This is a genomic window from Acinetobacter sp. YH12233 (genome assembly GCF_013417725.1).
Classification (GTDB): Bacteria; Pseudomonadota; Gammaproteobacteria; order Pseudomonadales; family Moraxellaceae; genus Acinetobacter.
Genome location: NZ_VPDK01000003.1, coordinates 152,469 through 172,850, shown reverse-complemented (window position 1 = coordinate 172,850; position 20,382 = coordinate 152,469). Strand labels below are relative to the sequence as shown.

Sequence of the window (20,382 nt, the reverse complement as noted above, 5' to 3'; positions counted from 1 at the left end):
AAGTGCATAATCAATCGCTTGCTGTTTAAATTCGGGACTAAAACGTTTAGCCATTTCTTGAATCTCCAAAGATTAAAGTTACGTTATCTTTAGAGGCACGTGCTGTCCATTATTTTGTCTAGGATCACCATGAGAGAAACAGCAAGGATGACAAGGAAAATAATGCCGCATATTTTAAAGAGATACATATCCAGAACCTAAAGCAAAAACTATACTTTCAAGAAGCAATATTTGTTCCTTTTTTAAATAATTTTTATATTTATTATCTATATAAATTGATCAACATTCTATCTATTAGTACGAAGCTAGAATATGAAATACAGATCTATTCAGTAACCATATTTCGAACAAAATTCAGAAATCCAGACATTAAAAAGCCACTCTAAAAAGTGGCTCAATGATCAAATGTTTTTATTGATATTCAATTATAGCGGTCACTATTTTCAAATAAGAATTTTAATAAATATTCTTTCTTTACCCGAAATAATCACGACATGCATTCCTCCATGAAAGGTCAAAATATTCCTGATCGACCTGCCGTCTTTCAATCAGCACAATATTTTTATTCACTACAATAAACCTCCGATGCTTCATTTCATTCGTAGATTTATCTCTGAAACTAACCTCACCACATTCTCCCTCTTGTTGATGAAATTGAACCAGGTCTGAATTCGGTAAAGCATTCCTTACCATCTCCCTAAATTTTTTTAAATCCTCATCCTGTAGGATCTTAGAGTCAGCTTCTTGCTGTGTATTTGGTTGACTACACCCCAGAAGTATTAAAGCTACAAGAGGCAAGATAATTAGTTTTTTCATAAGCTGTCCTCCTGAGAAAGAGGATCACATTATTTTTAAAGTATGGCTATTATTAAAATGAATAGTTTTGTAAACCATTCAACTTTATCAATAAATTTAATCAGGAAAATTTAGAACAGATGAAAAGGTATAATAGCTAAAAAGAGCTTGCTGTTTCTCTGAAAATATCAAAGTTCTGAATATTATATAACCCGAATCATGGATAAGAAATTCAGTTGAAAAAAAAGATGGCTAAGTTGATAAGTGAGTTACCACACAAACTATTTAACCAGCCATCCTATGTTCGAGTTTACAACTTTATTCTGTACGATTGACGATTTTTTTCAGAAAAATGAAGCCATCCATTGGCAATATTTAAAACAAGAAAATCCGAAGGTCAGGCAGAGATCAGGGGTTCTTTGTTTATCTGAAATCATTTTTATCGCGGTCTGGTATAAGAACTCTCAACTTCATCATTTCAAAGCCTTTTATGGCATGATACAGCGCTTTTATTATAAGCTTTTCAAGGCCCTCCCATCCTATCAGCGGATGGTTCATTTAATCAATCAACATCAACTCGCACTTCAAGCATTGCATATTTCTCTAACTTCTAGCGCTCAAACAGCTTGTGCCTGGGTTGATTCTACAACTTTACCCGTATGTAAGAATCAGCGTATCCAACGTCATAAATCTTTAAAAAAGATTGCCACACGAGCTAAAAGCTCAATGGGGTGGTTCTATGGATGTAAATTACATGTATTAGTAGATGCTCAGGGTCAATTTATTCAGACCCAACTGTCAAATGGCCATACTTCAGATATAAAAATTCTGCCGAAGCTAGCTCAAGGCTACATCGGTAAAATCTTTGGTGATCGTGGCTACATCAGTGAAACTTTAAAAGAAAAATTGGTAAAGCAGGATATTGAATTAATTACCTATCATCGCAAGAATATGCGACCAGTGAAGCTATCATCAGAAGATGAAATGATGCTAAGACAACGCAATAAAATAGAGACCATCTTTAGCTTACTGAAGCAACAATATAACTTGGTAAGCAGTCGCCATCGTTCCATTTCAGGTTATTTGGCTGGGATTTATGCATCCTTGTGTGCTTATCAAATCTGTCATCACAATAAGCCTCAATTTACAACGATGTAAAACTAGGCTTATCCATGATTGGGGTTTATATAAGACTTGTCAGAGATGACTCTACTGAAAGAATGGGAGACCTCACAACCTTTTCTTGCTAGTTGTGAGGCCCTTTAAAGGCATTATTCAACAGGGTTTGCTGCTTGACTGTCTACCTGTTCATTCTGAGGAGTAGGATTGTTTGAACCGTCCTTTTTGTATTTCATTTTCTTATAACAATAACCTGCAAGTACACCTGCACCAATTAACGTTAACAACTTCATCTTTCACCTCATGCTCATAAATGCAAGCCTATATAACTAACATCTATATTTGTAGCTTTCCAAAGCCATTTAGAGTGTTTTTTTAAATAAAAAGTTAAATTATGTATATCTGTATAGATTAGACCTCTTTCATAAATCATTTTTTGCTCAGTTCCAAGTTGTAGATTCCAGCGATTAAATTGAATCTCAAACCAAGCCTTTTACCTCTATTTCGATAACGCTCAGCAAGAATTTTGAAGGTTTTCAGGCTGCCAAATACATGCTCAATTCCGATTCTTCTTTTATTGATTTCTTGATTATAGATTTTCAATTCAGGATCCAATTTACAGTGTCTTTTGGCTTTTAATGGCAACAGGCTATTCGGATACAACACATAAATCCCCTGATAGCCTTTATCTGCAAGGATAAAAGCCCCAAAAGGAATCTGGTTTAAATTGCGTTTGAACAACTCGAAATCATGCACTGCACCGCGACTGGTACATAAACTCAGGATTTTTTGAGTTTGATAATGAATGATGGCCTGTACTTTAAAGGTATGGGTCTTTTTCTTGCCGCTATAGCTTTTCTTCTGTTTTTTTAGGCCTTTGGATTGGAATTTCCGTGGCATCCACGATTACAACATTCCAGTCGATGCCTTCGCCCTCGGGTAAATCTTTGGGTAAATTAAACAGATTGGACCGAATCAGGCAGTCTTCAACATGACGGACAATTCTTGAGGCTGTGGGCTCTGAAACCCCGTAACTCGTCGCAACGTGAAATAAGGTTCGGTATTCCCGCCAATAGCTCAGACAGAGCAGAACCTGATCCTCCAGGCTTAACTTGGGCGGTCTGCCTTTGGCAGAGACATGCTTCTGCAATTGCTCAACCATCAAATAGAAAGTTGACCATGAGATGCCTGTGTATCGCTTGAACTGAGGATCAGAAAGCTTGTTTGAATCGATGTATTTCATCCGCAGATTATGCACGAATGCTAAGAAATCCGGAGTGCAAATATTAACCAAAAAGAAGATCGTTTTTTGATTTATGAAAGATATCTAGTGAAAATATAAAACCAAGAATCAGGAGATACATAATGAACGAAGCATACATCTACTGCGATAGAAAAATTATCAAGTGTTCTATTTGTGAAGCACAGGATGACTATAGCTTTAATGATACTCAGCAATTTTCTATTATTGCTGCTGCAGAAGGCAAGCAAACTCATGGGCGCTACTCTATTGAAAGTATCAAGTGCAAGAACTGCAATAAAGTGGCAAAAAACAGTCAGGATCCCTATTTTTATTATTAAGTTGAATTAAAAGTAAAAACCTACTTTGAAATAGAGTATCTAATAAAGAATGATAATCAAACAAATATGATCATTATTATTGGTCTAAAGGGCCTTCAAAGAATTTCAGATCATAAGTTAAAACTAACTTTAGCGGTATATCAAGGAGATACTCAATGCCTGACTTTATAAGAGCTGTAGGCTTGGGCCTACTTTACCTCCCGCTGATGACCATCAATATCTTTAACACTATATATGCTGATACCTCGCCTATAACCCCTGAATCTCCCAAAGCTATCACATATTCCAATATAGATCGTGGTTTAAATGAAAGCCTTTATCCTGATGAAGAAATCACAGCTAAAAAGATCGCAGACATTATTGAGAAATCTATTCGGAAAGAGTATTCGACCGGTATCGCGCTACGTGATGCACACCCTAAGGCACACGGTTGTGTACGCGCAGAGTTCAAGATAGCTGAAGCACTTCCCAAAGAGTTGGCACAAGGTATTTTTCTTCCCGGAAAAACCTATCAAGCCTGGATACTTTTTTCTAATGGATCTAGTAATGCTCAACAAGCAGATATTAAAAAAGATGCCCGTGGCATGGCAATAAAGCTTTTGGCAGTACCGGGAGAAAGACTTTTAAATCATGATGAAATGTCTACTCAAGATTTCATCATGATTAATCATCCGGTTTTTTTTGTGAATGATCCAGCTCGTTATATGGCATTTATGCAGGATATAAATAGTGAAAGCTTTCTCAAAAAATTGCATACCCCTTTTGCATTAGGGGCTAAAGGAACCTGGATTGCCTTAAATACGAGAAATACAATATCTAATCCTCTGCAAACCCGATATTGGTCCATGGTGCCCTATCAATTAGGAACAGGCAGTGGTCGTCAAGCTGTAAAGTATTCAGCCCAAGCATGTTCAAGAGGAACAGATCCTATACCCTATAATCCCCACAATAATTTTCTAAGAGAAAATCTACGGAATCAATTGCAAAAAAGTAAGGCATGCATGGAGTTTTTAGTACAACCCCGAACATCAAACAGCATGTCGGTCGAAGATTCGATGACCGAATGCCCAGAAAACCAGGCACCTTTTTACAAGCTAGCGACTATTCATATTCTTCAACAGGTTTTTGATACACCTGAACAAAACGAATTTTGTGAAAACCTCTCCTTTACGCCATGGCATACAGTACCGGAACACAAACCTCTGGGAGGAGTAAACCGGATGCGAAAGGTGATTTATGAGCGTATCAGTCAGCTTAGACATGAGATGAATGCTACTAAAAGATTAGAACCACACTGAGAACTAAATATATATGAATTATTAATTAAATTATAACTTAAACTAAAATTAGGGCGATTATTGTATCATTTATTTAATTTAGCTTAATAATTTTAGTTTACAAAGTTTGTTAATAGTTAATTTAGAAACATGGCTAAGACTGCTACATTATAAATGAAATTATAAAAATTGAAATGGTATCTGTGATGAAAACAAAAAGTCCTCTCCTGAAAATTATAGTGGGCTGTGCGGGCTTAGGCTCTGCTTATTTGCTCGCCTCTCCTGCTATTTCCCGGAAATGCAAGAATCAGGATTCCCAGAAATGCAATCATCATAATTGTGATATTGCTGCAAAGACCCCCGGAACTCTACTCGCTATCGAAGAACAAAGTACTGATTTATTTCCCCATGCCGCCCAACGATTTTTAATTACCTATCGCAGCCGTGGTATACATTCAGAACCCATTGTTGTCTCCGGATTTGTTTTATTGCCACAAGGCAAACCACCTAGAGGTGGCTGGCCCGTTTTAGCCTGGGCACATGGCACCACCGGAGTGGCAGATACCTGTGCCCCTTCTGGTGATTATGTCGGTGGACCCGTGCATGCCTATCAAGAGCTGGCTTCCAAACCACTTGATGCCTGGCTTGCCCAAGGCTATGCAGTAGTTGCCACCGATTATCAGGGCTTAGGTACACCCGGCAAACACCCCTACATGAATGCACAGAGCCAACTGCATACTGTGGTTGACTCTGTAAGAGCACTTCATTTTTTAAAGCCTTATCATTTTAACAGGAAATGGTATGTCATGGGTCACAGTCAGGGAGGCGCTGCTGCCCTAATGGTAGCTGCACATGGGCAAAAAGATGCACCTGAGTTAAAGTTACGTGGAGCACTGGTCGTCGCCCCAGGAGGATATCAATATGAGGGAATTGCTCAATACGCAGCCTCGCATCCTCAAATCGAAAAAAGTGTGGTTGCATTTCTTCCTATCGTTCTTTTAGGTGCTGAAGCCGCGGATCCTAGCCTCAATATTATGAATTTATTGAGTCCTGAAATGGCCCAGATTGTCAATTATGCGCGTAATCATGGCTTATCGGAATTACAAGCTGATGTGAAAGAAGCACCTCAAACAGTTTTCAAAACTGATGCAGATCTTAATCCCTTAATAGAATATTCAAAAAAACAATCCATCGAAAATATGATACCTACTGTCCCTGTAATGATAGTTCAGGGTAATAAAGACCAGATTGTAGATTATCAAGGTACTCATGCCTATTATCAGCTAATGTGTACCAAACAAAAGCCGATTGCATTTAAAACTGTTGAAGGTGCAGATCATCATGGCTCTTTAAGACAAAGTCAATTTATGGTCGAAGACTTTATCAACTCAGTTGAACAAGGAAAATTTATGAGTACTTGTGAGACAAATTAATGTTCATATTTTTGTCGATTAGATATTTATGATCATGGTAAGTCTATGAAATATGCAGTCTGTTACTAGACTGCATAGCATTAAAAGTTTAGCTCTTATGACCTTAGTATGTCCTTAACACGCTTATCGCAGTTAAGCAGTAACGAATATCGAAACGTAATATTTCATTTATTTGAGATTAATCCGGGCCTGCTACAGGCCAACTAACTTTAATTAATCCAAATTTTATTCCTTCGCAAACGTGTAGCTAAAGCAAGTATTAGAGCTTTTGCTGAAACTCATAATTTTGATTTTTGAGTTCCCCATTTTGATTCCTTAATTCTTTAGCAAACAACAATGAGAATTAAAGAGGTTCTTTATGTGCTCGAACTATGAATTCCCTTCAAAAAAACGTCTTTCCTTACTAGATATTCATGAAGAACAACTGGAACTCGGAATAAAAATACATGTTTATCCATTAGCACCCGCCCCAATCATTATGCGTGGTGCGGACAAGTTTGAGCTGGATATTGCACGTTTCGGACTAGTTCCATCTTGGGCAAAAGAGTTGAAATATGGCAGACATACCTACAATGCCCGGAGTGAAACAGTGGCATCCAAACCAAGTTTTCGACATGCCTGGAAAAATAACCAGTTTACTTTAGTCCCAGTCGATACATTCTTTGAGCCTAAATATATAGACGATAAACCACACTGGTTTGGTATTTCACGTGAAGATGGTCATCCTTTCACGGTTGCAGCAATTTATGAGGATGCATTGATTGAAGGTGAGAAAATCAGATCCTTTTCGATGCTTACCATAAATTCGGATCAGCACCCATTTATGAAACGGTTTCACAAGCCGAATGATGAAAAACGTTCGATTATTGTGATTCCTGAAGAATTACGACACGACTGGCTCAACTGCGACCATGAACAAGCTCATAATTTTTTCTTTGAAATGAAAGATGAATTTATAGCAAGGCCTAAAGAGCAAGGTTTGTGGACCAACTGAAAAGCCCTAAACCAAGCTAGGGCTTTATTCATATAAAATACTTATTTCTGCTCCCTCAGCGGATGCTCTGGCTCGGCATTAGGCTTTTTCTTAGGCTTTACGCCCTTATAGGTTGCTTGATTGCCTTTATCATCATTAGATTCTTTTTGCGGATTATCTTCTTGCTCTGTTTGGTGTTCTGCATGAGTTGTCATATATATTCCCTTTCCTCTAGATGCTTAGAAAATTATTAGGACATATAAGGTTAAACATCAATAATATTTATGTTTTCCATACATTTTAATAAACATACATTCTTCTAATCAGAGCTTATATAGACTTCTGGTTCGAATCTAAATCTATTTGGCTGTGCAACCTGCTTTCAGGAAACACAGCTCATCGATCTTAAAATTTGGTTTCTTATTACTTAAAAGAAAGTATCTGCAGAAACATTAAAACGTTCAGACAAAGCTTTAATATGACGGATATTGAGCTGACGTTTACCATTCAGGATTTCAGAAATGACCGACTGGGTAGCTATGTCAGATAGATCTGATTGGCTGAGACCATGCTGTTCCATCAGGAAAGCCAGTGCAGTACGACCATCGCCTTCTGGCATCGGCAAATGCTCATGTTCATAAGCTGAGACTAAATCACCCAGTTGAAGAATCAGCCCCATTAAGGGATGCGACTCATCATCACCTACAATATCCAGAAGTTCATCTAAAGCTTCAGTGAGCGTATTAAAGTCTTCTTCAGTTTCTGGCTTGCTGAGCAAAGGTGCAACATAACGCCAGTGATCAACGGCCTGTTTAATCATTGCATTCATATTAAGCCTCCTTCCAATGACCTTTGTCATATTCCTGATGGGATAAGACATGGCGAATATAGACACGTTTTGCTTGATACATCACAACTGCGATCAACCTGATCTTGTTGCCACCAATATCAAAGACATGAAATTTCCCGACTTTATCGACTGCGGGAAATAATCGCTTCATGTCGGCAAAATCCTTAGGATCATTGGCCTTGATAATTCGATACCAACCATCCAATGCAGTTTCAGCGTGTGGCCACTTTTGCATTGCTTCCAGAATCCGAGCGTGAGTGATCACATGCATAATTATTTATCGCATTTTGCTATATTCAGAGTATAACCTAAATATCGCATATTGCAATAACGCTTAAAGGATGAATTTAGTTGAGATGAGTATTGTTATGGTCAAATCACAAGTTAAAATTAAATAAACCCTTATTTTTAGTAATTTTATTAATTAACTATCAATAACTTATAAAAATATCGCTTTGATATATTAGTTCTATTTTCAAATATCAAATATCAATAATAAAAAATGAAAACCCCGTCGATCTATATCAAACGGGGGTTCAACATCCATCTATACCGCGAAGGTCTAGAGAGTTAATTTAAATCTTTCAAGCAATCACGACACTTTTTGACTTCAAAATCATCGACTGTGTAATCAATTTCAGTCGCACCATGAAGACCAAATAAACAACATATAAATTGGAACATGTGTTTCTCCTGACTGTGAACAGCTCGATCATGGATCGAGCTTAGTTGCTTTAAAGATAATGGCTTACAGCTCCACGATTTATTTACCTTGAAACGATTGAATCACTCACCTGTACTGCGATCGCACAGGCAAGCTATAGCCTCTAAATTTGTACACTCTCTTCATGTTTTGGCGCTTGGTCTTTGGTACCCTGATCCTTGCTCATCATCCGGCACATTTTTTCTTTGCAAGATTTAAAGCAACATCCCACCATGACACCCATACCAAATGCACAGATACATCTCATCATAGCTCTACCCTGTCTTTTCATGAAAAGAGATATATAAATAACATCTATTCATGTTTCACACTTGAACGTATTTTCAGGTTTTATGTTGTATATGAAAACTTATGTGAAGGATAAATATCGGAGAATCATCTGTTTTAGACATATTTATGATCTAAAAAATGGGCCCTGTTTAACTGTCTAGATTAAACAAGGCTTTTTAACTTGCTGATTTTAAATTATTTTATCTGAGTTGTTATAGTGGTGATAAAGTACCACTTGTCATGCATCTAATATGTATATGAAATATAGAGGCTATTTTACCAAATGTTGAATATAGGTTATGTTTTATATTTTATTGGCTATTTTTCATCAACTTAGATGCAATTAAATACAAAAAACTTTGATTCATTCAGTTTTCATTCAATCAAGTGAGTCATAAAAGCAGAGATGCAACTTATACATATTGGTAGATATTTTATTTATTTTATCAAAGTCCTTTTAATTTTCTATTTTCTCAGCTGTCAATGAGTTTAAAGGCAGGTGCTCTTTCACTCATTTCTCTTTATAATTTTTCCAACGACTGATAACAATATATTGTTGCCATGAAAATATCATTATTCATAATTGCCCTATTGGCATTGGCCATCACAGGCTGCCAAAAACAACAGGCAGATGTATCAGCTGAACCTGATCCGGCAGTGAAAGCTCAGTTTGAACAATCCGATGCCCGATTGAGTGCTTATTTAGATAAATTAGATTCTTCTACTATTAGCCTTGAGGAAAGAACACATATTTTATGTGAGGATTATCCTAAAGAATATAAAACTTATTATATGCCGGCCCTAATAAAACTAATGCCACAAGAATATGAGGAGCAGGAATTACTGAAAGATCTGAAAAATGCGCTCGACTTTTATAAAGTAAAATCCAATATTCAATGCTGATTTATTCTGAACAATAAAAAAACCGCCTTAAAGAAGGCGGTTTTTTGTAGAGATTACACAGCTTAGATATGAACGCTGCAGCTTTGACTAATCTTATTGATTACGCAAATTTTGCTGCTGGTTATCTTGTTGTGGCTGTTGCTGTTGTTGCTGATTGCGTTGCTGGTCCTGTTGGCCCTGCGGCTGTTGTTGCTGCTGGTTCGGCTGTTGCTGATTTTGATTCTGGTTTTGCTGACGTTGTTGGTCTTGCTGTTGTTGTTGGTTCTGTTGGTCTTGCTGATTTTGCTGTTGATTATTAGCCATGGTGTAACTCCTTACTATTTGCTTTAAATCGCCGATGATTAGGATTCGACTTAATATTTACTCTACCTATTTTTAAAAATTCGCCAAGTTATTACCTGTTACATATTAATTCAATGTAAAAAAAGGTAAGTTAAGTAATTGAAGTCTGGATTTATAAGAAACATAAATTACTTTTAATAATAGAATGAACACATATTGAAAGCTTTCTATCTTTTATAAATTTTATTTTTCAATTAAAGTCATAACTTAATCAAAAAATTGTATATAAACTTAAATTTAAAATAAAATTTAGAAATACATTTTGCTACTTATATAAAATATGATTATATTTATAAGATATTGAATTTTATTAATTATTTAAAATTATAATTTCTTATACATGTTTAACCTAATTTTCTAAAAATTAGATCATTAAATATAAAAACGAAAAAAACCATTTTTAAATAGCAGAATATATTACATAGAATCACAAATAAGGCCTTTTCAGTTGCCAATTTACCTTGACTTTATATTTTTAAAATTATTATTAGATTTTTTTATTAAATCTAATCAAATTTTATTTTAACGATCTTTATCCAATAAATAAGCCTCTTATTTTAAGAGGCTTATTTTTAATAAGTTATTTTTAGATTGCGACCACTTTTACAATAATGGTTTGGCTTTCTTCTTGCTCTTCGGCCAGATATAAACGCTTTAATTCTTTGCTTTTGACTTTAAACTTTAAATTCTGGTAATGAATGATGCTTGGGATCTGATCAAAATATTGACCATCTGCCTCAATTTCTTCCTGAAATAAAGGAGTACCCAGTTGATAATCTAGACTTTTTAATACGGAATACTTTACTGTGGTTTTCATTCTTACAACCTACTTTCCTTACGCACTTTATTTTTATTTTTACCACTGATCAGAGCAAGTTAAAACCATTAATTTCAAATATTGTCCAAGCATTAAGCAATCAGTTTAACAACTGCCAAACTTACGTTTGGAATACTAAAATTACAAAAATATTTTACCTTTCATCATAATAAAGAAATAATCTCACAGTTGATACAAAAGCAAAATGGGACTACATTGGAATAAGGATTACCTTCTAAGACAAAATAGACATTATGATTAAAACATGTTGTGGCCTGCTGGAACAAAGAAACATCAAGATTGCTTTTATTGAAAGTGCAAGTTCTGGCTATTTAACCAGTCAGTTTTCAATTTGCAAAAATGAAGGTGCTGAAATCTTGCTGGGTGGTCTAGTGTGCTACGATCCGTCTGTGAAGATTAATGTCTTGGGAATTTCTCCGAATCTGATTAGTACCCATTCAGCTGAATCCATGCCTGTAACGGTTGCTCTGGCTGAGGCAGGCAAAAAAATGTTTCAGGAAGCTGACTGGATTATTGCTTGTACAGGCTTGCTTAAACCAGGCGGTAGCGCGACCCCAGATAAGCCGGAAGGTACTTTCTTTGCCGCTGTTTATGATGGTCTTCAGACTCACCAGTTCCAGTATTATATTAAAGGTACTCCACAGGAACGTCTCAATAAACTGGCAGCCGTCATCGCACATGACATGATTAATCTACTCAACACCTAAAGCTAAAACTGTTTATATTGAGTGCTGATCAAACTTCATTATTTCTACTGTATTTATAGTTAAATTATTTCTATAAAAGTACGTTTTTTTAATGAGGCCTGATCAGTGATGAAAATAAGAATTGCAGCCCTTTTGCTCGCCCTTGGTATTCCTGTATCCGCTTTCGCCACTGTTGGTGGCCCACAGAATATTGAAGTTTTGGGTTATGAAGTCAAAGACCAGAAACTTTATCTGTTGCGGCATTATCTCGATGGTCGCGGACGCCTACCTCAACTGTATTATTATAATTTTAAATCCAAAACTCCGAATCAGTTAATTCAGGTGAACTCCCTGTATATCAATCCAAAAACCAAGCAGATTGACTACGATCAGGACAGCCGTAAGTTTAACCAGGAAATTGCCAAAATTAAAAAGCGACTAATTCCGCTGGTACCACTGAGAAAGCAAGCCATCCAGCTTAAGCTATTAAAGACCAGCAAAGGTACCGCCCCTGCATGGCATGACCCTAAACAGAAAGTCCCAAAATGGACTTATCAATATCGAGTGCAATCTGGCCAGTATAAAAGTCCTGTTCAACAAGCAGTCAGCTATAAAGCAGATTTAAGATTAAACCAGACTTATAAAGTACCGAAACAGAATAAAATACTGGTGACGGTAAAATACTTAGGCCTCCCATTCGAAACCGGTTATCATATTGAAGATCCAGCATTATTAAGTCGTTAAACCAACGTCAATAAATAATCAGAAAAAAAATAAGGTCTCGTGGAGACCTTATTTTTTATATTTAGAATATCTCTGGCTTACGCAGCAGAAGTGCGTTCAGCAATTGGAACCACTTTACGCAATTCTGGACCGGTATAATCCGCGCTCGGACGGATAATCCGGTTATCTGCACGTTGTTCCATCACATGCGCCGCCCAACCTGTGACGCGTGACATCACAAAGATTGGCGTAAACAGTTTGGTTGGAATACCCATAAAGTGATAAGCAGAAGCATGGAAAAAGTCTGCGTTACAGAACAGTTTTTTCTCGCGCCACATCACTTCTTCACAACGTACTGATACTGGATAGAGCACAGTATCACCCACATCTTTTGCCAGTTTTTCAGACCACTGCTTGATAATGCCATTACGCGGATCATTGTCTTTATAGATCGCATGACCAAAGCCCATGATTTTTTCTTTACGCTCCAGCATGCCCAGCATTTTGCGCTCGGCTTCTTCTGGAGATTTCCAGTTTTCAATCATGTCCATTGCCGCTTCGTTGGCACCGCCGTGTAATGGACCCCGTAGTGAACCAATTGCGCCGGTAATACATGAATGCAGGTCAGACAAAGTTGATGCACAAACACGCGCTGTGAAGGTTGAAGCATTAAATTCATGCTCTGCATACAGAATCAGGGATACATTCATCACCTGTTCATGCAGCTGATTTGGCTTCTTGCCATGTAGCAAATGAAGGAACTGAGCACCGATTGAATCATCATCGGTATTTTCATCAATGCGTACGCCGTCATGGCTATAGCGATACCAATAGCAGATAATTGCTGGTAGCGTCGCCAGAATACGGTCTGCAACATCCTGTTGCTGATCAAAAGACTGTTCAGTTTCAAGGTTGCCCAGCATCGATACGCCAGTACGCATCACATCCATTGGATGTGAGTCCGCTGGAATGCGCTCAAGTACTTCTTTCAATGCTTGTGGCAGTACACGCAAAGATTTCAGTTTTGCTTTATAGGCTGCCAACTGTTCTGAAGTTGGTAATTCACCAAAGAAAATCAGGTAAGCGACTTCTTCAAACTGACAGTTTTCTGCCAGATCCTGTACGTCATAGCCGCGATAGGTCAGGCCTGCACCACTTTTGCCTACTGTTGAAAGTGCAGTTTTGCCTGCGACTTGTCCGCGCAATCCTGCGCCAGTGAGTACTTTTCCTTCAGCCATTGTTTTAATTCTCCTGCTTGAACAGTTTATCTAATGTGTTTTCGAAGCTGTGATAATCTAAAAATTCGTATAATTCTTTACGCGGTTGCATTTTATCCAGAACATGCACCTGTGTACCATTTTCACGCACTGAGCGCATCACTTCCAGTGCCGCTTTTTGCATCGCACGGGTGGCTGATAGCGGGTAAAGTACCATGCGAATACCCTGCTCAGCCAGTTCTTCAGTGGTGTAATATGGGGTATCACCAAATTCGGTAATATTGGCCAATACTGGGACACCAACTGCATCACATACGGTGCGATACATCGTAATATCCGTCATTGCCTCAGCAAAAATGGCATCTGCACCTGCTTCGACACAGGCACAAGCACGGTCAATCACTGCCTGCAGACCTTCTTTCTGTAATGCATCGGTACGTGCCATCACCACAAAGTTTGAATCGGTTTTGGCATCGACAGCTGCCTTAATCCGGTCAACCATTTCCTGTTGGGTCACAATTTCCTTATTCGGACGATGACCACAACGCTTTTGTGCAACTTGGTCTTCGATATGCACAGCTGCAGCGCCAGCAGCAATCATCTGCTTGATGCTACGTGCGATATTAAATGCACCGCCCCAGCCTGTATCGATATCAACCAGCAAGGGTGTATCCACACGTTCAGTAATGCGACGCACATCTTCCAGAACATTATCTAGGCTGGTCATGCCTAGATCAGGTAGACCATAAGAATAGTTGGCAACACCGGCACCAGAGAGATAAATGGCTTTATAGCCGACCTGTTTGGCCATCATGGCAGCATAGGCATTCACTGTGCCCATAATTTGTAATGGTTTTTCGACTTCAAGCGCTTGTCTAAACTTTAAACCTGCAGACATTTGTTCTGTCATCTTCCCTTCCACAGTCTTGGCTATAATTATTGAGATTTGAGTATACCGATTTGAAACCATGATGCTATAAGCCAATAGAATAAAAACTCTAAAACTTTAGTCAAACTTTTAAGTTTTACTTGATTCACTGAATAAATTCCGCCTTCATCCGGTCCGATTGTGAAATCTGCGGATATATTTGTTATGATGAACTACCAAGTTTATATAACCTGTTGATATACCATCCTCTATGCAAAACCTTGTTCATCTGGAACCACTCGCCAAAGATCTGCCACAAACCAAACGTGGTCATGAGCGCTGCGTTGCGCTGCTGATCTCTGCGACCGAACTGTTTCTGGAACATGGTTATGATGCAGTTTCTCTTGATGATATTGTCCAGCATGCAGGCGGTTCCAAGGCTTCTATTTACAAGTACTTTGGCAACAAAGAAGGCTTGTTTAAGGCCATTTGCGATTATCGTCGTATCAAGTTTTTTGAAGATATCAGTATTCCGATCGAGCTGATGGCTCTGGATTTTCGTAGTTATCTGGTACATACGCTGCTTAATTTTTATCATCAGATCATGCAACCGGAAAATTCAGCCTTTATGCGTCTGGTGCTGGAACAGAGTCAGCGTAATCCGGAACTCGCGCAGCATATTCATGAACGAGGCCCAGTACATGTACAAAGTGCGATTGCCACGGCTTTAGAACAAGCAGATGCGCAAGGTTTATTGCATTGCGAGAATCCGCAATATTCGGCCCAGTTATATTTTGGCATCTTGCGTAATCTGGAATGGCGGATTCTGATGGGAATTCCGGTACAGGAAGATGATCAGGAAATCGACAAATACATCAGTTATTGTGTGGATCGATTTTTAGACGGTCATCAAAAAGTCTAGTTTTTTTTGCATTTTTCATTGCTTATAGTATATTAGCCGATTCCGTATTTTTTCTTAAACTAACCAACAACTGATTGTTGATCGAGTTTTTCGGCAATTATTGTGGAGTAACGAATGGCTCTCCGTCACTTTCTCACCTTACGCGATTTATCAACTTTAGAACTTAACCAGATTTTGCAACGCGCAATTGAGCTTAAGCGCAAACAGCATAACAATGAAGTGTTCCAACCCTTTGTTGGTAAAGTGATGGGCATGATTTTTGAAAAATCGAGTACCCGTACGCGTGTTTCGTTTGAAGCTGGCATGAGCCAATTTGGTGGTAGCGCCATTTTCCTGTCTTCACGCGATACCCAACTGGGTCGCGGTGAGCCAATTGAAGATTCTGCACGTGTGATTTCCAGCATGCTGGATATTGTGATGATCCGCACTTTCGGTCACGATATCGTAGAACGTTTTGCTTCTTATTCAAAAGTTCCAGTGATCAACGCTTTGACTGATGATCATCACCCTTGCCAGTTACTTGCTGACATGCAGACTTATCTGGAACATCGCGGTTCGATCGAAGGTAAAACTGTTGCCTGGATCGGCGATGGCAATAATATGTGTAACTCTTATATCGAAGCAGCGCACATGTGGGGCTTCAAGCTAAAAGTGGCTGCACCGAAAGGCTATGAGCCTCAAGAACAGTTCCTGTCTGAATTCGCACACTGTGTAGAACTGGTCGATACTGCTGAAGATGCAGCAGTCAATGCCGACCTGATCGTCACTGACGTTTGGGCAAGTATGGGCCAGGAAGAAGAACAGAAAATCCGTGAAAAAGCTTTTGCAGATTATCAGGTGAATGAACGCCTAATGGATCTTGCACACCCAGACTGCCTGTTCATGCATTGCTTACCTGCGCATCGTGGTGAAGAAATTTCTGAAAACATGCTGGATCACAAAAATGCTGTGGTTTGGGATGAAGCAGAAAACCGCCTTCATGCACAAAAAGCACTGGTTGAATTCCTGTTGAATGAAAACCTGAAAAAAGACTGATTCCTTCAAAAAATCTTCACAAATTAAGCACCAATCTCTGGTGCTTTTTTTGTTTCAGCTCTTATAATCAGAATTGAAATGACATAAAAAGTGATGCGATACAATGCAAAAAAAATATTGGACTTTGGCACTCCTGGCAGGTTTTAGTAGTGCTGCTTTACCGGTGTATGCTTCTGAATTCGACCAGTATCTCCAAGGAAAAGGCATTCTGGACAGCAAGTTTAAAATTGAGAAAAAAGCTGAGCTGAACGAGCTGCTTACCGTGCTAAGTGCGGAAGATTCCAAGACTTTACCGCTACAGATCGATCAGAATACAATCATAGAGCAGTTACAACTTACAGCCAATAAAACCACGCTTAAAGGCATGATCACGACACCCGACTTTAGCCAGTTTGAGAAAGACTTAGGCCGTAAAGAAGTTCTTAAAGTGATTCGTAATAATCTTCTAAATAACTGCCAGATCTTTTTTGAACATCGCTATCAGATCGTCAATCCTTATAAAATCGAACTTAGTCTCAGCTCCCAAACACACACTTATAATGTTGACCTCTCCCAGAAAGACTGTAATGTAAAATAATCTTGTCTAGAATCAATAAAGGCAGCTTTAGCTGCCTTTTATATTTTGATAAATTCTATTTTGGTAAATATAAACAGACGGTCAACGGATCAAACCTTGCGGCTGTAAAATAATAATTAATGCACCTAGAATGACCACGATTCCCCCAAGCAGATCCCAACGTGAAAGGCTGATCTGATCAACGAATCTCAGCCACATCAATGCTGAGAAAATATAAATTCCCCCATAGGCGGCATAAATACGCCCAGAAGCGGCTGGATGCAAAGTCAAAAGCCAGACAAAAGCAGCTAAAGCTAATGCCGTCGGAACCCATAACCACTGGCTCTTCGCCTGATTTAAAATCAGGTAAGGAAAATAACAGCCCAAAATTTCCATCAATGCTGTTAATAAAAATAGAAAAAACGTAGTTAAAAGTTTGCTAATTTGGATATCCATATATTCCGCTAAATCAGAAACTCTTTAAACCAAGAGTACATAAATTAAGGGCAAATAAAACAACAAAACCCGTGCGAACACGGGTCTGATGATGATCTATTCAATGATTAAGCTGGTTCAGCAGTCTGATCTTCGAAGACTTCAAGTTTCAGACCGACAGATTTACCATTTTCTTTCTTCACAGAAACTGAAACGTTACCACCATTTTCAGCCAGTTCACCAAACAGGATCATTTCAGCCAGTGGTTTTTTCAGATGTTCCTGAATCAGACGCTGCATTGGTCGAGCACCCATCAAACGGTCATAGCCATTTTCAGCCATCCATTCGCGTGCGCTTTGATCCACCTCCAGCACCACTTTCTTCTCATCCAGTTGTGCCTGAAGTTCAGTCAGGAATTTATCCACGACATTTTCAATAATGGTATTCGGCAATGCCTTAAACTGAATTACACCGTCCAGACGGTTACGGAATTCTGGCGAGAAGGCTTTCTTCATCGCTTCCTGATTATCATTACTGTTGTCCTGTTCCATGAAACCAATGCTGACGCGGGAAATACTTTCCGCACCAATATTAGTCGTTAGAACCAGTACCACATTACGGAAATCGGACTTACGACCATTATTATCCGTTAAGGAACCATGATCCATGATTTGTAATAGCAAGTTGAATACATCTGGATGCGCTTTTTCAATCTCATCTAGAAGTAATACACAATGCGGATTTTTGTGAATCGCATCGGTCAGCAAACCACCTTGGTCAAAACCAACATAACCTGGAGGCGCACCGATCAGACGAGAGACTGCATGACGTTCCATGTATTCGGACATGTCAAAACGTACCAGCTCTACACCCAAAATTTTCGCCAATTGCTTGGTGACTTCAGTTTTACCTACACCCGTTGGACCTGCGAAGACAAAACTACCGACTGGCTTATCAGGCGATTTCAAACCTGCACGAGACAGTTTGATCGCAGAAGCTAAAGCTTCAATTGCTTCATCTTGGCCGAAGACCACACGTTTCAGATCACGCTCAAGGTTCTCCAGTACAGACTTGTCATCTTTAGAAACCGTTTTCGGTGGAATACGGGCAATCTTGGACACAATGTCTTCGATGTTTTCAACTGTAATCAGGCTGTCATCTTGCTCAGCTTTCAAACGGCGTTGTGCACCGGCCTCATCAATCACGTCAATCGCTTTATCTGGCAAGAAACGGTCATTAATAAATTTCGCTGACAGTTCAACCGCAGAAACCAGTGCCTGATCGTCATACTGCACATGGTGGAAATCTTCAAATTTAGATTTCAGGCCACGCAAGATATCAATTGTTTCTGTAATCGAAGGCTCATTCACATCTATTTTTTGGAACCGACGTGACAAGGCATGATCTTTTTCAAAGACCTGACGGTATTCCTGGAATGTGGTTGAACCGATGCAACGCAATGAACCATTTGCCAATGCAGGCTTGATTAGATTCGATGCATCCATGGTGCTGCCCATGCTTGAACCTGCACCGATGATCATATGAATTTCATCAATGAACAGTACTGCATCTGGTTTTTTCTTCAAGGCATTTAATAGTTGTTTTAAACGCTTTTCGAAATCACCACGGTATTTAGTTCCCGCCACCAGTGCGCCGATGTCTAGGCTATAGATTTCAGCATTTTCCAGTGGCTTAGGTGCCTTGCCATTCACAATTAACCAAGCCAGACCTTCAGCAATCGACGTTTTACCCACACCTGGATCACCAACAAGTAAGGGATTATTTTTACGACGGCGGCATAAAATTTGCGCTGCCCGCTCAATTTCTTTTTCACGGCCAATCAATGGATCTGTCTTGCCGCGTTGAGCTTCCTGATTCAGGTTTGTCGTATATAACTCTAGCGGACCAGAATTATTGGAAGAGGCCGATTCACCGTCCAGTTCTTCAATTTCTTCTTCAGACTGTACTTCGTCTTTACGCGTACCATGAGAAAGGTACTGAGTTAAAGTCAGACGGTTAATCTGATGACGTTTAAGCAGATAAACTGCAAAAGAATCACGCTCAGAATACATCGCAACCAGAATATCGGCGCCTTCTACAGTACGATCACCGCCACTGGATTGAACATGGAAAATTGCACGTTGCAAAATCCGGTCAAAACTTTCTGTAGGATGAGGTGCCTGATCACTATTTTCACCGAGTTTAGGGGTATGTTGTTCTACGTACTCTTCTAATTCTTTACGCAAAACGATAATATCTGCACCACATGCTTTTAAGGCATTCACGGCAGAATCATTGTCGAGTAAAGCTAATAATAAATGTTCTACGGTCAGGAACTCATGTCTCTTTTGACGAGCCATGCTGACAGCCAAACGTAGTGATACTTCTAATTGACGACTGAGCATGCAACCCCCTTAATCTTTCGGCTCAATCTGGCAAAGTAAAGGATGACCTTGAGATCGAGCGTAATTATTGACTTGGTTCGCTTTGGTTTCCGCAATGTCTCGAGGATAGACCCCAGCTACACCTTTTCCTTCATAATGTACAGTTAGCATTACTTGTGTAGCTTGGTCAAGATTCATTGCAAAGTATTGTTGTAAAATTTCAATTACAAACTCCATTGGAGTGTAATCGTCATTCAATAATACCACTGCATACATCGGTGGACGCTTCAGTTCAGGAGGTGCAGTCTGGACTGCAAGGTCAGCGTCATCATCGTGAAAAGGCTCGTCTGTTAAACGCGGGCTAATATGCCAATCAACCATGCCGGACTCGTAAAAAGAATTTTTGATCTCACTTAAACATTTTGGACGTTTATTGCTTGGCATACGATTT

Annotated in this window: 26 protein-coding genes; 11 read left to right on the top strand and 15 right to left on the bottom strand. The window is 39.0% G+C overall.

Annotated elements, in window-relative coordinates:
- Positions 1 to 474: 474 nt before the first annotated feature.
- On the bottom strand, positions 475 to 816 hold the full coding sequence (locus FTV12_RS03030; protein WP_034170370.1) for a hypothetical protein: 342 nt from the start codon (positions 814 to 816) through the stop codon (positions 475 to 477).
- A gap of 279 nt (positions 817 to 1,095) precedes the next feature.
- Here FTV12_RS03030 and FTV12_RS03025 point away from each other — a divergent pair, with 279 nt between their 5' ends.
- On the top strand, positions 1,096 to 1,953 hold the full coding sequence (locus FTV12_RS03025) for an IS982 family transposase (RefSeq protein WP_180033479.1): 858 nt from the start codon (positions 1,096 to 1,098) through the stop codon (positions 1,951 to 1,953).
- Between the two features lie 113 nt (positions 1,954 to 2,066).
- Here the strand turns inward: FTV12_RS03025 and FTV12_RS03020 are convergent, their stop codons facing one another.
- The 3 genes from FTV12_RS03020 to FTV12_RS03010 all read right to left on the bottom strand — a co-directional run bounded on the left by FTV12_RS03020 (position 2,067) and on the right by FTV12_RS03010 (position 3,157).
- Complete coding sequence (locus tag FTV12_RS03020) at positions 2,067 to 2,207, bottom strand: hypothetical protein (RefSeq protein ID WP_179992472.1); 141 nt, start codon at positions 2,205 to 2,207, stop codon at positions 2,067 to 2,069.
- Positions 2,208 to 2,343: 136 nt separating this feature from the next.
- A complete protein-coding gene (locus FTV12_RS03015; protein ID WP_179992471.1) occupies positions 2,344 to 2,814 on the bottom strand; it encodes a transposase family protein in 471 nt (156 codons plus the stop codon).
- Complete coding sequence (locus FTV12_RS03010; protein WP_008306679.1) at positions 2,762 to 3,157, bottom strand: transposase family protein; 396 nt, start codon at positions 3,155 to 3,157, stop codon at positions 2,762 to 2,764. Before FTV12_RS03010 ends, FTV12_RS03015 begins: the two co-directional genes overlap by 53 nt.
- A gap of 122 nt (positions 3,158 to 3,279) precedes the next feature.
- Between FTV12_RS03010 and FTV12_RS03005 the strand changes: the two genes are divergently transcribed.
- The 4 genes from FTV12_RS03005 (at position 3,280) to FTV12_RS02990 (ending at position 7,199) form a co-directional block, all read left to right on the top strand.
- Positions 3,280 to 3,495 carry a hypothetical protein gene (locus tag FTV12_RS03005; protein ID WP_064096117.1) on the top strand — a complete coding sequence of 72 codons (216 nt, stop codon included), beginning with the start codon at positions 3,280 to 3,282 and terminating at the stop codon, positions 3,493 to 3,495.
- Between the two features lie 155 nt (positions 3,496 to 3,650).
- Complete coding sequence (locus FTV12_RS03000) at positions 3,651 to 4,793, top strand: catalase family protein (protein WP_179992349.1); 1,143 nt, start codon at positions 3,651 to 3,653, stop codon at positions 4,791 to 4,793.
- A 182-nt stretch (positions 4,794 to 4,975) separates the two neighbouring features.
- Positions 4,976 to 6,205, top strand: coding sequence for an alpha/beta hydrolase family protein (locus tag FTV12_RS02995; RefSeq protein ID WP_373684485.1), 1,230 nt, complete (start codon positions 4,976 to 4,978; stop codon positions 6,203 to 6,205).
- A gap of 358 nt (positions 6,206 to 6,563) precedes the next feature.
- Positions 6,564 to 7,199: an SOS response-associated peptidase gene (locus FTV12_RS02990; RefSeq protein WP_179992347.1), complete on the top strand. Its 636-nt coding sequence runs from the start codon at positions 6,564 to 6,566 to the stop codon at positions 7,197 to 7,199.
- A 41-nt stretch (positions 7,200 to 7,240) separates the two neighbouring features.
- On the opposite strand, the gene FTV12_RS02985 is transcribed toward FTV12_RS02990, so the two are convergent.
- The 4 genes from FTV12_RS02985 to FTV12_RS02970 form a co-directional block, all read right to left on the bottom strand.
- A complete protein-coding gene (locus FTV12_RS02985; protein ID WP_179992346.1) occupies positions 7,241 to 7,393 on the bottom strand; it encodes a hypothetical protein in 153 nt (50 codons plus the stop codon).
- Positions 7,394 to 7,605: 212 nt separating this feature from the next.
- A complete protein-coding gene (locus FTV12_RS02980) occupies positions 7,606 to 8,007 on the bottom strand; it encodes a type II toxin-antitoxin system HigA family antitoxin (RefSeq protein WP_004785978.1) in 402 nt (133 codons plus the stop codon).
- Position 8,008: 1 nt separating this feature from the next.
- Positions 8,009 to 8,299 (bottom strand): type II toxin-antitoxin system HigB family toxin, encoded by a 291-nt coding sequence (locus FTV12_RS02975; protein WP_034706646.1) that lies wholly within the window; start codon positions 8,297 to 8,299, stop codon positions 8,009 to 8,011.
- A 556-nt stretch (positions 8,300 to 8,855) separates the two neighbouring features.
- The gene (locus FTV12_RS02970; RefSeq protein ID WP_179992345.1) at positions 8,856 to 9,002 is read right to left on the bottom strand and encodes a hypothetical protein; all 147 of its coding nucleotides are present in this window, start codon (positions 9,000 to 9,002) and stop codon (positions 8,856 to 8,858) included.
- 581 nt (positions 9,003 to 9,583) lie between these two features.
- Here FTV12_RS02970 and FTV12_RS02965 point away from each other — a divergent pair.
- On the top strand, positions 9,584 to 9,925 hold the full coding sequence (locus tag FTV12_RS02965; protein ID WP_179992344.1) for a hypothetical protein: 342 nt from the start codon (positions 9,584 to 9,586) through the stop codon (positions 9,923 to 9,925).
- A gap of 93 nt (positions 9,926 to 10,018) precedes the next feature.
- On the opposite strand, the gene FTV12_RS02960 is transcribed toward FTV12_RS02965, so the two are convergent.
- Both FTV12_RS02960 and FTV12_RS02955 read right to left on the bottom strand, forming a co-directional pair.
- Positions 10,019 to 10,228: a hypothetical protein gene (locus FTV12_RS02960; RefSeq protein WP_179992343.1), complete on the bottom strand. Its 210-nt coding sequence runs from the start codon at positions 10,226 to 10,228 to the stop codon at positions 10,019 to 10,021.
- Between the two features lie 625 nt (positions 10,229 to 10,853).
- Positions 10,854 to 11,084: a hypothetical protein gene (locus FTV12_RS02955; protein WP_034702487.1), complete on the bottom strand. Its 231-nt coding sequence runs from the start codon at positions 11,082 to 11,084 to the stop codon at positions 10,854 to 10,856.
- A 254-nt stretch (positions 11,085 to 11,338) separates the two neighbouring features.
- Between FTV12_RS02955 and FTV12_RS02950 the strand changes: the two genes are divergently transcribed.
- Both FTV12_RS02950 and FTV12_RS02945 read left to right on the top strand, forming a co-directional pair.
- Complete coding sequence (locus tag FTV12_RS02950; protein ID WP_034702490.1) at positions 11,339 to 11,812, top strand: CinA family protein; 474 nt, start codon at positions 11,339 to 11,341, stop codon at positions 11,810 to 11,812.
- A 108-nt stretch (positions 11,813 to 11,920) separates the two neighbouring features.
- On the top strand, positions 11,921 to 12,535 hold the full coding sequence (locus tag FTV12_RS02945) for a hypothetical protein (RefSeq protein ID WP_034702494.1): 615 nt from the start codon (positions 11,921 to 11,923) through the stop codon (positions 12,533 to 12,535).
- A gap of 77 nt (positions 12,536 to 12,612) precedes the next feature.
- Here the strand turns inward: FTV12_RS02945 and prpC are convergent, their stop codons facing one another.
- Positions 12,613 to 13,752, bottom strand: coding sequence for a 2-methylcitrate synthase (gene prpC / locus FTV12_RS02940; RefSeq protein WP_034702497.1), 1,140 nt, complete (start codon positions 13,750 to 13,752; stop codon positions 12,613 to 12,615).
- A 4-nt stretch (positions 13,753 to 13,756) separates the two neighbouring features.
- The gene (gene prpB / locus FTV12_RS02935) at positions 13,757 to 14,641 is read right to left on the bottom strand and encodes a methylisocitrate lyase (protein ID WP_004785998.1); all 885 of its coding nucleotides are present in this window, start codon (positions 14,639 to 14,641) and stop codon (positions 13,757 to 13,759) included.
- A 229-nt stretch (positions 14,642 to 14,870) separates the two neighbouring features.
- Here prpB and FTV12_RS02930 point away from each other — a divergent pair, with 229 nt between their 5' ends.
- The 3 genes from FTV12_RS02930 (at position 14,871) to FTV12_RS02920 (ending at position 17,133) form a co-directional block, all read left to right on the top strand.
- Positions 14,871 to 15,521 (top strand): TetR/AcrR family transcriptional regulator, encoded by a 651-nt coding sequence (locus FTV12_RS02930; RefSeq protein ID WP_179992342.1) that lies wholly within the window; start codon positions 14,871 to 14,873, stop codon positions 15,519 to 15,521.
- Positions 15,522 to 15,635: 114 nt separating this feature from the next.
- Positions 15,636 to 16,556, top strand: coding sequence for an ornithine carbamoyltransferase (gene argF, locus FTV12_RS02925; RefSeq protein WP_004786004.1), 921 nt, complete (start codon positions 15,636 to 15,638; stop codon positions 16,554 to 16,556).
- A gap of 103 nt (positions 16,557 to 16,659) precedes the next feature.
- Positions 16,660 to 17,133: a hypothetical protein gene (locus tag FTV12_RS02920; protein WP_179992341.1), complete on the top strand. Its 474-nt coding sequence runs from the start codon at positions 16,660 to 16,662 to the stop codon at positions 17,131 to 17,133.
- Between the two features lie 81 nt (positions 17,134 to 17,214).
- On the opposite strand, the gene FTV12_RS02915 is transcribed toward FTV12_RS02920, so the two are convergent.
- The 3 genes from FTV12_RS02915 to clpS all read right to left on the bottom strand — a co-directional run bounded on the left by FTV12_RS02915 (position 17,215) and on the right by clpS (position 20,375).
- The gene (locus tag FTV12_RS02915; protein WP_175967520.1) at positions 17,215 to 17,568 is read right to left on the bottom strand and encodes a YnfA family protein; all 354 of its coding nucleotides are present in this window, start codon (positions 17,566 to 17,568) and stop codon (positions 17,215 to 17,217) included.
- A gap of 107 nt (positions 17,569 to 17,675) precedes the next feature.
- Entirely contained in the window at positions 17,676 to 19,952 is a 2,277-nt protein-coding gene (clpA, locus tag FTV12_RS02910; protein ID WP_034702512.1) for an ATP-dependent Clp protease ATP-binding subunit ClpA, read from the bottom strand.
- Positions 19,953 to 19,961: 9 nt separating this feature from the next.
- Entirely contained in the window at positions 19,962 to 20,375 is a 414-nt protein-coding gene (clpS, locus tag FTV12_RS02905; RefSeq protein ID WP_034170359.1) for an ATP-dependent Clp protease adapter ClpS, read from the bottom strand.
- Between the last annotated feature and the right edge of the window lie 7 nt (positions 20,376 to 20,382).

Coding starts and splice junctions, on each gene's coding strand:
- FTV12_RS03030 (WP_034170370.1), bottom strand. CDS start 816: ATGAAAAAACTAATTATCTTGCCTCTTGTAGCTTTAATACTTCTGGGG.
- FTV12_RS02915 (WP_175967520.1), bottom strand. CDS start 17,568: ATGGATATCCAAATTAGCAAACTTTTAACTACGTTTTTTCTATTTTTA.
- clpA (WP_034702512.1), bottom strand. CDS start 19,952: ATGCTCAGTCGTCAATTAGAAGTATCACTACGTTTGGCTGTCAGCATG.
- prpC (WP_034702497.1), bottom strand. CDS start 13,752: ATGGCTGAAGGAAAAGTACTCACTGGCGCAGGATTGCGCGGACAAGTC.
- FTV12_RS02950 (WP_034702490.1), top strand. CDS start 11,339: ATGATTAAAACATGTTGTGGCCTGCTGGAACAAAGAAACATCAAGATT.
- FTV12_RS02960 (WP_179992343.1), bottom strand. CDS start 10,228: ATGGCTAATAATCAACAGCAAAATCAGCAAGACCAACAGAACCAACAA.
- FTV12_RS03020 (WP_179992472.1), bottom strand. CDS start 2,207: ATGAAGTTGTTAACGTTAATTGGTGCAGGTGTACTTGCAGGTTATTGT.
- FTV12_RS03015 (WP_179992471.1), bottom strand. CDS start 2,814: ATGCCACGGAAATTCCAATCCAAAGGCCTAAAAAAACAGAAGAAAAGC.
- FTV12_RS02945 (WP_034702494.1), top strand. CDS start 11,921: ATGAAAATAAGAATTGCAGCCCTTTTGCTCGCCCTTGGTATTCCTGTA.
- FTV12_RS03000 (WP_179992349.1), top strand. CDS start 3,651: ATGCCTGACTTTATAAGAGCTGTAGGCTTGGGCCTACTTTACCTCCCG.
- FTV12_RS02955 (WP_034702487.1), bottom strand. CDS start 11,084: ATGAAAACCACAGTAAAGTATTCCGTATTAAAAAGTCTAGATTATCAA.
- FTV12_RS03010 (WP_008306679.1), bottom strand. CDS start 3,157: ATGAAATACATCGATTCAAACAAGCTTTCTGATCCTCAGTTCAAGCGA.
- FTV12_RS02920 (WP_179992341.1), top strand. CDS start 16,660: ATGCAAAAAAAATATTGGACTTTGGCACTCCTGGCAGGTTTTAGTAGT.
- FTV12_RS03005 (WP_064096117.1), top strand. CDS start 3,280: ATGAACGAAGCATACATCTACTGCGATAGAAAAATTATCAAGTGTTCT.
- FTV12_RS02980 (WP_004785978.1), bottom strand. CDS start 8,007: ATGAATGCAATGATTAAACAGGCCGTTGATCACTGGCGTTATGTTGCA.
- FTV12_RS02970 (WP_179992345.1), bottom strand. CDS start 9,002: ATGATGAGATGTATCTGTGCATTTGGTATGGGTGTCATGGTGGGATGT.
- FTV12_RS02990 (WP_179992347.1), top strand. CDS start 6,564: ATGTGCTCGAACTATGAATTCCCTTCAAAAAAACGTCTTTCCTTACTA.
- clpS (WP_034170359.1), bottom strand. CDS start 20,375: ATGCCAAGCAATAAACGTCCAAAATGTTTAAGTGAGATCAAAAATTCT.
- argF (WP_004786004.1), top strand. CDS start 15,636: ATGGCTCTCCGTCACTTTCTCACCTTACGCGATTTATCAACTTTAGAA.
- FTV12_RS02985 (WP_179992346.1), bottom strand. CDS start 7,393: ATGACAACTCATGCAGAACACCAAACAGAGCAAGAAGATAATCCGCAA.
- prpB (WP_004785998.1), bottom strand. CDS start 14,641: ATGACAGAACAAATGTCTGCAGGTTTAAAGTTTAGACAAGCGCTTGAA.
- FTV12_RS02975 (WP_034706646.1), bottom strand. CDS start 8,299: ATGCATGTGATCACTCACGCTCGGATTCTGGAAGCAATGCAAAAGTGG.
- FTV12_RS02930 (WP_179992342.1), top strand. CDS start 14,871: ATGCAAAACCTTGTTCATCTGGAACCACTCGCCAAAGATCTGCCACAA.
- FTV12_RS02965 (WP_179992344.1), top strand. CDS start 9,584: ATGAAAATATCATTATTCATAATTGCCCTATTGGCATTGGCCATCACA.
- FTV12_RS03025 (WP_180033479.1), top strand. CDS start 1,096: ATGTTCGAGTTTACAACTTTATTCTGTACGATTGACGATTTTTTTCAG.